We start from the raw sequence: 13,649 nt of genomic DNA on the forward strand, positions 1-13,649 counted from the left end.
TTTTGAGTGGAATATTATTTAGTCATAGTGAAATTAGGTCTTCTTGAGGGAGATATATTCAAGAAGCCGCGCTTGCCCTGAGGATGTTCTTAAAATCATTGGTTATCATAAAGTAAAATTTAACTAAAAACTCATTACAAGTCCTCAGTTTGGTGAACGCCCTGGGGTGGATAATGAGGAAAACCATATTTGCTGCTTTCGTGATGGCGATGTGCGCCTCCACTGCGAGCGCACAAACGATCGGCGTAGCAATGTCCGATCTGGATAAATTCCGGGCGATGGTGCTGAACGGCGTCCTTTCGCATGGAAAAACGATTTCCGGGCTGAAGCTGGTCTCGCAAAATGCCAAGGGCGACAACGAGCTTCAGAAGAAGCAGGTCCAACAGATGATCGCCGATAAGGTCGACGCCATCATCATTGCCGTCTCCGACGGCGACCTCGGACCGCAGATGACCAAGCTTGCGGCCGACGCCCATATTCCGCTGATCTACATCAATAACGTTCCCTCGAATCTCTCCGACTTGCCGGAAAATCAGGTTGTCGTCGCGTCCGACGAAGCGGAATCGGGAACGTTGGAAACCAAGCAGGTCTGCTCTCTCCTGCAGGGCAAGGGACGTGTCGTGGTGTTGATGGGCGAGCCCTTCCACCAAGCCGCCCGCGCCCGCACTCAGGATATCGACAACGTCATTGCCACGCCCGAATGCAAAGGCCTGCAGGTTGTCGAGCGGCAAGCCGCCTATTGGTCGCGGGATTATGCCGATCAGCAGATGCAGGAATGGCTAACGGCCGGGGTGAAGTTCGACGCGGTTATCGCCAATAACGACGAGATGGCGCTCGGCGCGATCCGGGCCATGAAGCGGAATGGCATGTCGATGAAAGATGTCATTGTTGCAGGCGTCGATGCAACCGACGACGCCCTCGCCGCGATGGAGGCGGGCGATCTCGATGTGACGATCCTTCAAAGTGCGGTCGGACAGGGCGCGACGGCAGTCGATGCGGCAATCAAGCTCATCAATGGCCAGCAAGTGCCGCGCGTCAACAACGTGCCGTTCGAACTCGTCACGCCCCAGAATATCGCCCAATACCAGCCGAAGAGCCAGTGAGCAAAAGAGGATTATGATGTTGCGCTTTTGGAATAAACTCGGCATCCGCGCACAGATTACGGCCGGTTTCCTGCCGCTGATCCTGCTCATGAGCTTGCTGTCGGTCAACGCAATTTCCGGTATGGGCGGACTTTCGTCCATCTTCTCCTCTTATCGCGGTACTGCGGGTCAGAGCCTTGCCATTTCGGATCACAGCAACCAGCTCCACGAAATCCAGATGTCGGTGGAAGCTTTCAGATCCAACCCGACACAGGAAATCGTGGACCGCTTCCGCGCAGGGGTTAAGGCATTTGCCGCTGAAGACCAACGCTTTGCCGGCAACAGTTCTCTGGAGACAGGCATGGCGACCATCCGCCAGGATGTTGACGCCTATGGCAAGGCTTTCGAGCAGGTCGTAACCCTTCACGCCCGGCGCGAGGCCCTGATCGCCAAGGTCACCGAGTTCGGTCCTTGGACCAGCATTGCGCTCAATGACGTGATGCGCAGTGCATGGAGGCAGAACGATGTGACGCTGCTGCATATGACCGGCGCGACGCTCGAAGCCTTGAACCGTAGCCTCTATTTCTCCGAGCGTTTTATCCACTCAGGCGATCTGGCGTCCTACGACATTGCCCAGGCGGCGCTGAACGACGCCATGGCTTTGAACGACGACGCCGCCAAGGCTGCAAAAAATGAACTGCAGCACAAACGTATTCTCGGTGCCGGTCGGCTCATGCAGAACTATACAGGCCGCCTTGGCGACGTCAGGGACGTGATGCTGGCGACCAATAAGATCCGCGATAGCGAACTTAATGTTCTGGCGCCGAAAATCGCCACCGGCTTCCGAGATCTGCAGGCGACGGTCATGGATGCACAGAAGGCTCTCGACGGTTCGGTCGATACCACAGTTGCGTCCGCGACCCGCTCGACGCTGGTAATCAGCGGGCTTCTGATCGTGATCGGTCTCGTACTGGCCTATTTCATCGGGCGACTGATTTCCTCTGCTGTCCGCAAGATGGCGTGGACGATGGAGCGCCTTGCCCGTGGCGACGACACAATGACGATCGAAGGTACTGAACATCGTCACGAGCTCGGCGCCATGGCACGTTCGCTGAAGGTCTTCCAAGAGACCGGACATGCCAAGGTCGTCGCGGAAGCCAATGCCGAGCGCGCTCGGCTTGCGGCCGAAGAAGAACGCCTGCGCCAGGAAGCCGAGCGGCTTTCGGATGCCCAGGTGATGGAACATGCCTTCCAGCAGATCTCTCTCGGTCTCGATGCGCTCTCGAAGGGTGACCTTACAGTGCGCGTCGGTGAGGTTGACCGCCGCTATGTCCGCATTCGGGATCATTTCAACAGCGCCGTCTCCAGCCTGGAGGAGGCGGTGGACTCCGTCATCCGCGCTGTCGGCACGATCAGGTCGGGGCTCACGGAAATCTCCTCCGCATCCCACGATCTTGCCCGTCGTACGGAACAGCAAGCCGCTTCGATTGAGGAAACGGTCGCGGCGTTGGGCGATGTGACACGGGGCGTCAACGGCACGGCGGAAGGGGCAAGTCATGCCCAGAGCGCCGTTGCGACCGCCCGTGCCAATGCGGAAAACGGCGGCGCGATCGTCGCCCGCGCGATTGACGCGATGACGGAGATTCAAAATTCTTCGTCCAAGATCGGCAATATTATCGGCGTTATCGATGAAATCGCCTTCCAGACCAACCTGCTTGCCCTCAATGCCGGCGTGGAAGCAGCGCGTGCGGGAGAGGCAGGTAAGGGCTTTGCTGTCGTCGCCCAAGAGGTGCGTGAACTCGCGCAACGGTCGGCCAGTGCAGCGAGAGAGATCAAGGAACTGATCTCCACCTCTTCCGCCCAAGTCACGACCGGTGTGCAGCTTGTCGGGGAATCCGGCACTTCGCTCGAACAAATCGTCGAGCAGGTCATTGCCATGAGCTCAACCGTCGCCCAGATCGCCGTTGCGGCTCGTGAGCAGGCGGCAAGCTTGAGAGAAGTCTCGGCTGCCGGAGATCAAATGGATAAGGTCACCCAGCAAAACGCAGCCATGGTGGAAGAGACGACCGCAGCCGCCCAGAGCCTGACCCAGGAGACCGAGAACCTTGCCGATCTCGTGCAACGGTTCAGGACGCGCAGTGCGGCTCAATCCACGCACCGCCTCTATGCAATGGCGTCTTAACGCTTAGGCAAAACAACTGCGAATTATCTGAGCCCGCCGCGTGCTACAAGCGCGGCGGGCTCAAGCTCCGGTGACCCGCGCTAACACCTTGAGCTGCGGCCACGAAGACCGCAGCTTATAAATGAATATCCGTGAGCTAAGTTCCCTGCGATCAACGCTCGGCGGACGGCACAATCGACATATTGTCTCCCTTATTCGTCGCGAGTGGCCGGGCTGCCCAGCGCGTTTTTATGCATCCTTTTGAATCGTCGCGCGTTCTCCTGTGATCCAGCAAAGCCGTATGAGGGCGATGCTTGCGACCATTGTGATACCTTTTCTATGAAGGAGCCCGAGATGAACGCTTCTAGGCAGCCGGAAGGCTTTAGCACGGATGCCGAGTTGCAGGCGCATCTCGCCGCGCTCGAAGCTGATGCGCCGGCGGAAGAGGGGTTTCAAGACTCCATCGACGATATGGGTGCCGAACGCCAGCGCCTTGATGCCCTCAAAAGCGATATCGCCGATGTCAGAGACGAGATCAAAAATCTGCGTGAGCGCTTGGCCGCCGTTGCCCAGCAGGCGACAACCGTTGTCAGAACGAACCTCGATTGGGCAGATGCGAGCGCCCACGCCCAGCTCGGCGCCTATCCATGGGCAAAACTTGCAGGTGCGATGGCAATGACCTTTGTCTCCGTTCGCTTGTTGAAACGATTGCCGCTCGGAAGGATCGCAGGTGTTGCGATCCCGCTGATCATGAGTTGGCCTGACGAAAAGTCGTAACAGCGCTCGATTGGAGCGTCGCGCGGTTCTGCAATATTGTGCGCGAACATAAGCAACTGCCACCGCTCGCGCTTTCGATATGCGGAGTTTTGTCGCAACTGTAGGCTTCAGAAACTCAGCCCCCAGCCGGAAACCACCGCCACCGGCTATCCTATCCGCTTTTGCCGCTTTCACTCCCGATGAGAGCTGAGCGCATAAATATATGCCACCACCGCGGCGGCGCCGATGGCTAGAAGAGGTCGTTCCCTTACGCGTTCTCGAAAATTGTCGAGCATGCTTCCCGCCGTTGACGGGGTGTCCGCCTCGGGGTCGCGCCAGGACCTCTCGTGAGAGAAAAGTCCCTGCCGCCCGTCGCCACTTCGCCTCTGGCCGAAGCGAACTTGGTCGTCAGTCAGCCGACCGTCGGGATTGGCCGAGAAATCGGCTTGACGTTTCACCCGCTGGGCCTCCTCCGCATCAGCGCGGCCTGATGGAATGTCGCTGTGGGTAACAGACACCGGGTCCGAAGCCGGAAAGGTATCCTCGAGACCTTGTTGGAGCTGACCCTTGCTGGCCCTTCGCCGCTGCGCGGCCTGTTCCCGCTTCATGGATTCCACTGCAGGGGATGTTTTCGAGTTGTCTGGCATGACTTGCTCTCCTTCAAGAACGGCCGAGGCCAGCAGCACGACGCCGCCGAGAGACCCCGCACCCGCCGGGCAAACGACATTGCATTCATCATCTCCTCGCCGTGGGCGGTCAGTGTTTCGTCTCCGACCCATCGACCGGTGGATACGGTTGACCCGGATCGAAATTGCCATTGCTCAGCGCATCATAGGCGTTGAGGCTTCCGCCGCCGTCCCGCGTGCCGAATGCAGTGAGCTGAACCATCATCACCTTGGCTTGATCGATCGCTGCAATATCATCCATCTGCACGCCGCCGCTGTTGATCTGAACGGAAACGGCTTCGCCTCCCTCGCCGGAGAACTGGACCTTCAGCATGTTTCCTTCGCGGATGACCTTGGTGTCCGTGAGATGCATTTTTGTGCTCCTTGCCATGAGAACACAACTCGGCTGACGGCTCGCGGTTCCCTGGCCTTTTGGATATGATCGGGGAGATCATGGGCGCAGCGGCGGTCTATGATACCGCCCCGCTGAAACGCGAGTTCCGGGAAATGAAATCCCGACCACGCGCTGAATCCACCAGGGCAAAAGACATCATTCCTAAGCTCCTTTCCTTTTTGGGAGGGATTGAGCCTTCGGCAGATTCTTCGGTCGCCCCCGGGAACATACATTCTCTCAACCGATTAGGTCTGCGCCCCCAATTCAGAGGAACGACAGCGAGGAATCCAATGAGGAAAATTTTACTAATGTCGACCGCTCTTCTCATGGCCGCTTCGGCAGGCTTTGCACAAAGCCAGAAGCCGACGACCACGCAGGAGACGCCTGCGGTCGCGACACCAGACACAAAGAACCCCGGGGCGCCGGTACAAGGCAAGAACAGCTTCACCGAAGGCCAGGCTAAATCGCGAATGGAAGAGGCCGGCTATACCAACATCACCAACCTGCAGCTCGATGATCAAGGTGTGTGGCGAGCATCCGCGATGAAGGGCTCGAAGACAGTCCAGGTTGCGCTGGATTACCAGGGCAACATCGTCACGAAGTGAATGGCCGTCGCAATCAAGAACACGAAGGAAGGAATATCTCATGGCAACTGTAGCTGGACTTTTTGATCACCATGACGATGCCAAACGTGCCGTTGAGCAGTTGGAAGACGCCGGCATCTCGTCGGACAATATCAGCATTGTCAGCAGGACCGTCGAGGGCCGCAAGGTCGAGGAGCAAGGCAACAGAGCCGCCGAAGGCGCGGGCACCGGAGCAGGTATTGGCGCGGTGGCCGGTGGAGCGGGCGGCCTGCTGGCTGGGCTTGGAATGCTCGCCATCCCTGGTGTCGGCCCCGTCGTGGCCGCAGGTTGGCTTGTCGCCGCTCTGGCCGGCGCGGCAGGCGGTGCCGTCGTCGGCGGCGCGGCCGGTGGCATTGTTGGTGCTTTGATAAAGTCCGGAGTGCCGGAGGAGGATGCGAATGTCTATGCGGAGAGTGTTCGACGCGGCGCTTCGCTCGTCGTAGCGCGTGTTGACGGCGAGGAGATCGCCATCGCAAACCGGATCCTTGAACGTCTGCCGCGCGTTAGTCTCAGCGAGCGTCGGGCACTTTATGCAGGGCAGGGATGGCAGCGTTTTGACGATACGCTCGATCCTTATGTCGACGCGGACGTTGACACACGTCCCTATACGTCTTCGCCACGCAGCTAGTGTCGCATCGGCACTGAGCCGGCCTTCGTTGCCGGCTCAGTGCACCAGCGCCATGCTCAGCTTCTGCGTGTTCGAAGCCTTCGAGTTTTCAAAAGGTGGCCGCTGAAAGGGCAAGAAGAGCCGATCGTCATCCTCCATGACATCCCCAGTGTGCAGAATTTTCCCCATGTAAGCATTCGCCTACGTTTTCTATTGATAGAACGTGCCCCCCCAACAAGGAGTGCATTCAATCGAGGTGAGCGTCGGGCGGCTCTGCTCGGGTGAGCGTTCCTTTGTCGAGGAATGATGCCCCCTATGTCAAAGTTAATTGGCGAACCGGATTTTATGCCTACTGTCTGAAGGCGGTGTGACCTTTGTAGGAGGATGAGATGGTTCAGGCATTTGGCCGCCGGACGCCGCCGCTTTATCCGGAAGACGTTATGATGATGCAAACGCTCCTAAGAGATTATTGCGAGGACCGGTGTTGCGAAAACGCGAGCGACGAAGCTCAGGAGGCGGCGCGAGAGCTGGTCTATTGGTTTCAGATCGGTGTGACAAAGCAAAGCCAGCTCCGTGAGCTGCTGTATTCGCGGGCATGGAGCTAGCCGGGAGAGACGGTATGACCGACAGTTTGGCCGGTGCGGATAATGATTGTAATCCGCACTTTGAATATTCTCCCCTGTCCCGGCCGTTTATTGTCGACGGGACAAGCGTGATCGTGGAAATTTTTCGACCGTTTGGTGAGGACTGCGGATGGAACCTCCAGGTCGTCGATGAAGGACTCGATATCACGGTTTGGATGGACGTGTTCGACACCGACGCGGAGGCGTTTGAACAATTCCTTCAGACGGTCGAACTCGAAGGTATCGAGTCCTTCGCTGCGACATCCGTCAAACCTTTGCACTGACGCGACGTTTGTGTACCGCATCCGGTAGGTTTGTCAGCTCTGAGGCTTGCTTGCCTTGCCTCCTCGTCTTGCCAGCAGGTTTGCGACCACGAGCAGGACAATCGACAGCAGCATCATCAGTGTCGCAGCAGCGGTGATCGTCCGCACGCCGGACGTGTTGCCACAAGTAACTGCAGCTCATGCGTTCGGCGAGCTTGGCTTGTAAAGCACCACTCGGTTTCGACCGGATTGCTTGGCGAGGTAAAGAGCCTCATCAGCCTGGTTCTGAAGCTGCTCCGGTGAGACGGCGCCGACGTTCGGCACGTGGACTACCCCAATGCTGACGGTGACGCATGGCGACATTCCGGATGCAGGGTTCGGGAGGGAGGCAGTTTCGACCCCTTCCCGAATTCGTTCGGCAACTGCAATTGCCTCTTCCTCATTTACGCCCGGAAGCACAATGAGAAACTCTTCGCCGCCGTAACGTGAAACACGGTCGCGATTTTTTCTCATGCTGCTTTGAATGATGCCGGCAACCTTTACTAGGCAGCGGTCCCCCTCGCCATGGCCGAGACTATCGTTCAGCAGCTTGAAATGATCGATGTCGCACATCAGCATGGCAATCCCCTCTGCGCGCGGGCTGTCCCCACTCCAGAGACGATTGAGCATTTCCATCATCCATCGTCGGTTGGCGATGCCGGTGAGGGGATCTGTTCTCGCAAGAAGTTCGAGCCGAGCATTCGCATCGGCCAATTCCGCCACTCGGCTCTTGTCTCGCAACTCAAGAAGGAAGGTCTTCTGCGCCAAAATCGTCATGGTGCGCCGGGCTACGACCGTTGCGACGATGCCGCTGGCGAAGAACAGCGTGGCCGCTTCCAAGCTTCCCAATTCGACACCCGGGTTCCGCATTTGGAAAAACAGATAGAGACCAAGCGCCATGACTGCGATCATCGTCGTCCACGCCAGCGGTATGCCAAAGATGATGATCGCGGTAATGGCCACGAACAGCATGATGTTCAAATGTCGTTCGTAAAACTCGCCTCCCGCATTCACGCCCACCAGCGCAACTGACAGGAGGATAAGGAACATGCCTGCGATCAGGACAATCCTTTGGAGCTGGAAAGCGCGCGGTATTTTCCAGATAAAGGCCGTGGCCAACGCGGCCGGAGGAAGGATGCAGGCCGGCGGAAGCATCGCCATCGCTATCGCCTTTGGAAGCAGGATTGCGTTGAGGCCCCATGTCAGCACGTCGATCAAAGCGACCCAAATCATCCAGGAGCGAATGATCTTGGCCGTTCGAAGCCAGGAGCGTTCTTGATAGAGGCGATAAAGCTCGCCCCTTAGGCGAATATCACGGGTACGCCCCTTCAGAAGGCGTTCCACCTCATCCATGATATTAGGGTTTTGCGCCTGGAGTGGCATCTGTGTGGGCGCGTCAGAACTCACCGAAACTTTGTTCTCCTCAACATCCATCCTAACCCACATAGCGGAGCATTTCTTACAGGCAAGAATGAGAAGGCCAGACCGAGAATAGGCCCATCACTTTGCCACTCGAGCTATAGACCATCGAGCAAGGGCATGTTTTGACCTATGTCTTGTTCCGGTCGGAGACGGATCACGCCGGCGCCTGCATCTTTTTCCCAGCGCATGCGTTCTGCTGATGCAGCGATCTGAAAAGGACCCATCTCATGAGCAAGCGTGAACTCATCGACACCGGCACCGACAAGCGTTACGTCCGCCGAAACGAAAAGGGTCAATTCAAGGAGAGTGCCGACGTTGGTCGATCGCTGTCGGCAGATCGCCGTCATCAGGCCAAGCAGGAAGCCAAGCCCGGTGAAGGCGATCGCGGCGACCGCAAGTCGAAGCGCTGACGTCGGTGAAGCTCGCAAGTTTCAATGTCAACGGCATCAACGGCCGCCTCGACATTCTCCTGCATTGGCTGGCGGAGGCCTCTCCGGATGTGGTCTGCCTGCAGGAACTGAAGGCGCCGGATGAAAAGTTTCCTCAGCGCGCGCTTGAAAGAGCCGGATATGGGGCGATCTGGAATGGCCAGAAAAGCTGGAACGGCGTTGCCATTTTGGCGAAGGGACACGAGCCGATCGAGACGCGCCGTGAGCTTCCAGACAATTTGGACGATACGCACAGCCGCTATATCGAGGCGGCGGTCAACGGGATGCTCATCGGATGCCTTTATCTTCCGAACGGCAATCCGGCGCCCGGGGCCAAGTTCGATTACAAGCTGCGCTGGTTCCGACGCCTGACTGCTTATGCGGAAGAACTGCTCGCGCTGGACATTCCTGTTGCGCTCGTCGGCGACTTCAACGTCATGCCGACCGACCTCGATGTTTACGCGCCTGAGCGCTGGCGCGATGATGCGTTGTTTCGACCGGAAGTGAGGGCAGCTTACCGGGATCTTGTTGCTCAAGGGTGGACGGATGCGTTGCGCCATCTCTACCCGGATCAGCGCATCTACACTTTCTGGAAATATTTCCGCAACGCCTTTGCACGAGATGCGGGCTTGCGCATAGACCATGTCCTGCTCAGCCCCGTATTGGCAGATGACCTCATTCGGGCAGGTGTCGACAAGTCGATCCGCGCTCTACCTCATGCGAGCGATCACGCCCCGGTCTGGATCGAACTTAGAGACTGAACTTCTCACGCAAGCTCAATCCAAGGACATTGCAGAGTAGCCAACGGTGTTCACGCCGCTCCAGACGGATCGCCGGTTGGCAACAGTGCTGGATCAAGCGGGGATCGTTCGGATTTTTACTGTCTTCCGGATCCTTTGCTGGCGTCACTGGCGGCTTCTCCTGGGTGCGATCAGACACTCCAGGCGATGGATTGGGATCACGAGGCGTCTCGTCGGATTTCAGTGCATCTGTCGGCATATTCGTTCTCCTTTTTAGGCGGGAGAACGGCATGAACTTCTGACCTGCCGTTCAAACCTCTCTGACAGAAGAACGTTCCACGAGGCTATTCGCTCCGTCGTCAGGACCAGGCGGATGGGTCCTCCTTGGTCAGAGATCATCGGGTCTGTCTGCGGGAACAATCTGGGTGGCTATGCCCATTGTCAGTTTCATCCAGTCGCCTGCTTTCAAAGCGGAATTAACTTTTATTAAGCGATTAAATTGCATTCGACGAATACAAACGTAAATGTTGCAAAAATGCACGCTGCTCATCAAAAACGAGCGCGAATATGCGCCTATCTCAGTTCTAACTATCCGTGTGCCGAATGAAGTCTGCTATGGAGCAGGTCAGGCCGATGAGCGGCTGCACTGTCTCAAGTGCTGTTTCATGAATTCGATAATTTGTCGGTGGGCAAGGCGCTGTCTTGCTCAATCGAGTAGTTTTGACCTTAGGAAGGTTTGCATGACGTTTGCCGTCTTGAATGACATGTTTTCCACCAAGAGCCTTGCATCCATAATTCTCGTGTCCTCCGTCCTGTGTGCGTCTTCGGGCATGGCTCAAGAGCAGCCGGCGGCAGGCGCGGCAGGGTCGACCAATGCTGGCGCTCAGCAGAATTCCGCTGGTACCCCTGCGGCGGGCCAACAACAGCCGGCGCCGCAAGCCCGTGTGCAGAAGTTTGACGACTGGTACTATCGCTGCGTCGATGGCAAGGCAGCGGACGGTTCGGCGACAACGAATTGCGAAGCGGCGCAGATCGCGACGGTGAAGCAGGGCGAGCAGGACGTCAACATTCTGACCTTGGCGATTGCGAAAGCGCCTGCAACGCCTGCGCCTACCCAGAAAGGCGGGAAGCAGGCGGTGAGCGATCTCGTGCTGACGACGCTTGTGCCACTCAACATGTACCTGCCGGCGGGGCTCAGCATCGATGCGAGCGATAAGCCCGTCGTTCAGCTTGCCTATCGCAATTGCAACCAGGCCGGTTGCTGGGCGCAACAGAAGCTGGATGCGAAGATGGTCGCGGCACTTGCAAAGGCATCGGATGGGGTCGGTCACGTGCAGATGATGAATGGCCAGAAGGTCAATATCAAATTCTCACTGAAGGGTTTGGACGCGGCTTTGGACGCGTTGCGGAAACCGGCTTCCAACTGACGGCGCGACTGAACGATTCATGACCTCGGCCCGGCAACCGACGGCTGCTCAACGCAGCCTTGCCTTCACGGCGTCCTCCTTCATCATGCGTATCCTTGTGTTGCTTATCGCAGCTTTGACGGCGTCGATGGCGGTTGCGCAGCAATCGCCAAATGACGATTTCGCCCGCCGTCATGCACAGCAGAATGAAGAAAAGCGCCTCGACGCGCTGCGCAAGAGCACGCCGAAGCCCTCGGAGCTGCCGACCGATGAACGACAGGCCGCCGGCGCGCAAAAAGGCGGCCCGTGTTTTGCGATCACGGATGTTGAGGTGGAGGGGGTCAAGCAATTCCCGACCGCCGATATCGACAAGGTGACGGCACCCTATCGCAACCGTTGCATCGGCGTCGGTGACATCAACACGTTGCTCCGCGATCTGACCTATCTCTATCTCAACAGGGGTTTCGTCACCTCGCGTGTCTACGTGCCGGCGCAAGACATTGCCAAGACGAAGACATTGCGTCTGGTCGCTGTCGAGGGCAATCTCTCCGACATCTATATCAACGGCAAGCCGGCGCCTGTTTCCGGTGTGATGGGCTCCGGCATGCTTGCCACCGCCTTTCCCGGCATGAAGGAGCATATCGTCAACCTGCGCGACATCGAGCAGGGCCTCGACCAGATCAATCGGCTGAGTTCCAACAACGCCAAGACGGCGATGCTGCCAGGTAAGAGCAGCGGCACGTCCATCCTCAATATCGAGAACAAGCCCAGCCATCCCTGGCACGTCTCCTTCGGCAACAGCAACCTCGGCCAAGAGCAGACGGGATACTCCAAGACATCGACCTCCCTCGGTTACGACAACCTCTTCGGCGTCAATGATCAGTGGAGCTTCGGCTACGAGCATACCGGGCCGAACTATCCCTGGCGCGATGACGGCCAGGGCCGGAGCGACAGCCTGACCGGCAATGTCAGCGTCCCCTACGGCTATTGGACGCTCTCGGTAAACGGCGCCTGGTACGGCTACGACAGCTCGGTTCCTGGCAATTTCGGGACCTTGCAGACATCGGGCAATTCCAAGCAGCTCGGGATCAGCGCCGACCGCGTCATCCTCCGCGACAAGGATTCGATCACCACCTTAAACAGCGGCTTGACCTACAAGGAAACCAACAATTTCCTGCTCGGCAGCAAGATCGAGGTCGGCAGCCGCAAATATACCGTCGGGGACCTCGGCATCTCTCACTCGCGGCGCATGCTGGGAGGCCTCTGGGTCTTCGATCTTTCCTACAACCAGGGTCTCAACCTCTTCGATGCCGTCGACCCGGACGATGCCGGGGCAGGCAATGCCGATCCGCGGTTCTCAAAGTTCACCGGCACCATCACCATGACCCGGCCGCTCCAGCTCGGCGAACAGCGCTTTGAGGTCAATTCGATCCTGACTGGACAATATTCGCCGGACAATCTGTTTGGAGCCGAACAGATCTCGCTCGGCAGCAATTCCACCGTCCGCGGTACGCGCGAGAGCACGCTTTACGGCAATGACGGCTTTTTCATTCGCAATGATCTCGTCTGGCGGACGCAGCCCTTCGCCGACTATGCCGCCCTGGCAAAAATGTTCGGCGAATTCCGCCCCTATGCCGGGCTCGACTACGGGCGGATCGCCTCTCAGACGCGCTATCAGATCGAGGGCGGCGACATGCTCGGCTGGACCGTTGGGGCCAAGCTCGCAGGCGGCAATCTCAATCTCGACATCGGCTATTCCGACGTGCTGGCCGGCACTGTCGATAAAAAGAATACGGGACTGCTTTTCGTTAGCTCCTCCGTACGGTGGTAACCAATATTAAGAGGGAAATCATGAACTTAGTTATTCGAAAAGACAACAAGACAGCGCCTCTGGCGTTACGTTCTGCGGCTGCACTTCTTTGCTGTGCAATCGCGCTCTCGAGCTGCGGTGGCCGCGAGGCGCACCCGATCGCCTCGACCAATGTTGGCGACGGTGGGCTTGATTGCGGCGGGGTTTCGCGCGAATTCGCAGCCAACGAACGCCAGATTCTTGCAACGGTCAAGGAGCGCTCGCAAGCTCAAGGCAAAAACGTCATTCTAGGCGCCACCGGCGTTCTTCTCTTCTGGCCGGCGCTATTCTTCATGGATCCCAAATCACCGGAGAAGGTCGAGATCGACGCCTTGCGCAATCGCAACCAGGTGCTGACCGACCTTGCCCGTTCGCGAAAGTGCCCGGCGCCCAAGTCGCAATTGGGCGAAGTCTATAAGAGGCTTGACGGTGGTGTGAAGACGTCACCGGCCAAGAGAGACTAAAGCGAACTGTGCGATCGCGGCACAATCGGGGCCTGCCGCGATCGCACCAAATAACAGATTTTTTGTTTTAAATCCGTTTACCTCAAACCCATGCCGACGTTGACTCCCATCCCGAAGCCATGGTCTC

15 protein-coding genes and 1 pseudogene are annotated in these 13,649 nt (G+C 57.8%); 12 read left to right on the plus strand and 4 right to left on the minus strand.

Going from position 1 to position 13,649, the window contains the following annotated elements; all coding sequences use genetic code 11:
- Positions 1-173 precede the first annotated feature (173 nt).
- The 3 genes from QA648_RS21975 to QA648_RS21985 all read left to right on the plus strand — a co-directional run bounded on the left by QA648_RS21975 (position 174) and on the right by QA648_RS21985 (position 4,020).
- A complete protein-coding gene (locus QA648_RS21975; protein ID WP_104826415.1) occupies positions 174-1,103 on the plus strand; it encodes a substrate-binding domain-containing protein in 930 nt (309 codons plus the stop codon).
- 16 nt (positions 1,104-1,119) lie between these two features.
- Positions 1,120-3,264, plus strand: coding sequence for a methyl-accepting chemotaxis protein (locus QA648_RS21980; RefSeq protein WP_260304860.1), 2,145 nt, complete (start codon positions 1,120-1,122; stop codon positions 3,262-3,264).
- 333 nt (positions 3,265-3,597) lie between these two features.
- Complete coding sequence (locus QA648_RS21985) at positions 3,598-4,020, plus strand: hypothetical protein (protein WP_260304861.1); 423 nt, start codon at positions 3,598-3,600, stop codon at positions 4,018-4,020.
- 170 nt (positions 4,021-4,190) lie between these two features.
- Here the strand turns inward: QA648_RS21985 and QA648_RS21990 are convergent, their stop codons facing one another.
- On the minus strand, positions 4,191-4,646 hold the full coding sequence (locus QA648_RS21990; protein WP_260305292.1) for a hypothetical protein: 456 nt from the start codon (positions 4,644-4,646) through the stop codon (positions 4,191-4,193).
- Between the two features lie 109 nt (positions 4,647-4,755).
- Positions 4,756-5,037, minus strand: a complete 282-nt coding sequence (locus QA648_RS21995; RefSeq protein ID WP_104826418.1) for a hypothetical protein — start codon at positions 5,035-5,037, stop codon at positions 4,756-4,758.
- Between the two features lie 311 nt (positions 5,038-5,348).
- Here QA648_RS21995 and QA648_RS22000 point away from each other — a divergent pair, with 311 nt between their 5' ends.
- From QA648_RS22000 to QA648_RS22015, 4 genes are all read left to right on the plus strand, one after another.
- Positions 5,349-5,663 (plus strand): PepSY domain-containing protein, encoded by a 315-nt coding sequence (locus QA648_RS22000; protein WP_260304862.1) that lies wholly within the window; start codon positions 5,349-5,351, stop codon positions 5,661-5,663.
- A gap of 40 nt (positions 5,664-5,703) precedes the next feature.
- The gene (locus QA648_RS22005) at positions 5,704-6,309 is read left to right on the plus strand and encodes a general stress protein (protein ID WP_260304863.1); all 606 of its coding nucleotides are present in this window, start codon (positions 5,704-5,706) and stop codon (positions 6,307-6,309) included.
- A 368-nt stretch (positions 6,310-6,677) separates the two neighbouring features.
- Entirely contained in the window at positions 6,678-6,893 is a 216-nt protein-coding gene (locus QA648_RS22010) for a hypothetical protein (RefSeq protein ID WP_260304864.1), read from the plus strand.
- A 14-nt stretch (positions 6,894-6,907) separates the two neighbouring features.
- Entirely contained in the window at positions 6,908-7,195 is a 288-nt protein-coding gene (locus tag QA648_RS22015; RefSeq protein ID WP_260304865.1) for a hypothetical protein, read from the plus strand.
- A gap of 177 nt (positions 7,196-7,372) precedes the next feature.
- Here the strand turns inward: QA648_RS22015 and QA648_RS22020 are convergent, their stop codons facing one another.
- Positions 7,373-8,647: a diguanylate cyclase gene (locus tag QA648_RS22020; RefSeq protein ID WP_283053670.1), complete on the minus strand. Its 1,275-nt coding sequence runs from the start codon at positions 8,645-8,647 to the stop codon at positions 7,373-7,375.
- Positions 8,648-8,862: 215 nt separating this feature from the next.
- Between QA648_RS22020 and QA648_RS22025 the strand changes: the two genes are divergently transcribed.
- Positions 8,863-9,045 (plus strand): hypothetical protein, encoded by a 183-nt coding sequence (locus tag QA648_RS22025; RefSeq protein ID WP_260304867.1) that lies wholly within the window; start codon positions 8,863-8,865, stop codon positions 9,043-9,045.
- 5 nt (positions 9,046-9,050) lie between these two features.
- Positions 9,051-9,824: an exodeoxyribonuclease III gene (gene xth / locus QA648_RS22030; protein WP_283053672.1), complete on the plus strand. Its 774-nt coding sequence runs from the start codon at positions 9,051-9,053 to the stop codon at positions 9,822-9,824.
- Positions 9,825-9,874: 50 nt separating this feature from the next.
- Here the strand turns inward: xth and QA648_RS22035 are convergent.
- A pseudogene (locus tag QA648_RS22035) lies at positions 9,875-10,062 on the minus strand (hypothetical protein).
- Positions 10,063-10,543: 481 nt separating this feature from the next.
- Here QA648_RS22035 and QA648_RS22040 point away from each other — a divergent pair.
- From QA648_RS22040 to QA648_RS22050, 3 genes are read left to right on the plus strand one after another with little or no spacing between them, the layout of a single operon-like run.
- Complete coding sequence (locus QA648_RS22040) at positions 10,544-11,230, plus strand: invasion associated locus B family protein (RefSeq protein ID WP_283053674.1); 687 nt, start codon at positions 10,544-10,546, stop codon at positions 11,228-11,230.
- 19 nt (positions 11,231-11,249) lie between these two features.
- Positions 11,250-13,040 (plus strand): ShlB/FhaC/HecB family hemolysin secretion/activation protein, encoded by a 1,791-nt coding sequence (locus QA648_RS22045; protein ID WP_283053676.1) that lies wholly within the window; start codon positions 11,250-11,252, stop codon positions 13,038-13,040.
- A 20-nt stretch (positions 13,041-13,060) separates the two neighbouring features.
- Positions 13,061-13,522: a hypothetical protein gene (locus QA648_RS22050; protein ID WP_283053678.1), complete on the plus strand. Its 462-nt coding sequence runs from the start codon at positions 13,061-13,063 to the stop codon at positions 13,520-13,522.
- Positions 13,523-13,649: the final 127 nt, after the last annotated feature.

Source organism: Rhizobium sp. CB3171 (assembly GCF_029714265.1).
Classification (GTDB): domain Bacteria; phylum Pseudomonadota; class Alphaproteobacteria; order Rhizobiales; family Rhizobiaceae; genus Rhizobium.

What these genes read in the sequence shown, in the direction of transcription:
- QA648_RS22005 (WP_260304863.1), top strand. Translation starts at nt 5,704, where the DNA reads ATGGCAACTGTAGCTGGACTTTTTGATCACCATGACGATGCCAAACGT.
- QA648_RS22020 (WP_283053670.1), bottom strand. Translation starts at nt 8,647, where the DNA reads ATGGATGTTGAGGAGAACAAAGTTTCGGTGAGTTCTGACGCGCCCACA.
- QA648_RS22050 (WP_283053678.1), top strand. Translation starts at nt 13,061, where the DNA reads ATGAACTTAGTTATTCGAAAAGACAACAAGACAGCGCCTCTGGCGTTA.
- QA648_RS22015 (WP_260304865.1), top strand. Translation starts at nt 6,908, where the DNA reads ATGACCGACAGTTTGGCCGGTGCGGATAATGATTGTAATCCGCACTTT.
- QA648_RS21990 (WP_260305292.1), bottom strand. Translation starts at nt 4,646, where the DNA reads ATGCCAGACAACTCGAAAACATCCCCTGCAGTGGAATCCATGAAGCGG.
- QA648_RS21980 (WP_260304860.1), top strand. Translation starts at nt 1,120, where the DNA reads ATGTTGCGCTTTTGGAATAAACTCGGCATCCGCGCACAGATTACGGCC.
- QA648_RS21985 (WP_260304861.1), top strand. Translation starts at nt 3,598, where the DNA reads ATGAACGCTTCTAGGCAGCCGGAAGGCTTTAGCACGGATGCCGAGTTG.
- QA648_RS22010 (WP_260304864.1), top strand. Translation starts at nt 6,678, where the DNA reads ATGGTTCAGGCATTTGGCCGCCGGACGCCGCCGCTTTATCCGGAAGAC.
- QA648_RS21975 (WP_104826415.1), top strand. Translation starts at nt 174, where the DNA reads ATGAGGAAAACCATATTTGCTGCTTTCGTGATGGCGATGTGCGCCTCC.
- QA648_RS22040 (WP_283053674.1), top strand. Translation starts at nt 10,544, where the DNA reads ATGACGTTTGCCGTCTTGAATGACATGTTTTCCACCAAGAGCCTTGCA.
- QA648_RS22000 (WP_260304862.1), top strand. Translation starts at nt 5,349, where the DNA reads ATGAGGAAAATTTTACTAATGTCGACCGCTCTTCTCATGGCCGCTTCG.
- QA648_RS21995 (WP_104826418.1), bottom strand. Translation starts at nt 5,037, where the DNA reads ATGCATCTCACGGACACCAAGGTCATCCGCGAAGGAAACATGCTGAAG.
- QA648_RS22025 (WP_260304867.1), top strand. Translation starts at nt 8,863, where the DNA reads ATGAGCAAGCGTGAACTCATCGACACCGGCACCGACAAGCGTTACGTC.
- QA648_RS22045 (WP_283053676.1), top strand. Translation starts at nt 11,250, where the DNA reads ATGACCTCGGCCCGGCAACCGACGGCTGCTCAACGCAGCCTTGCCTTC.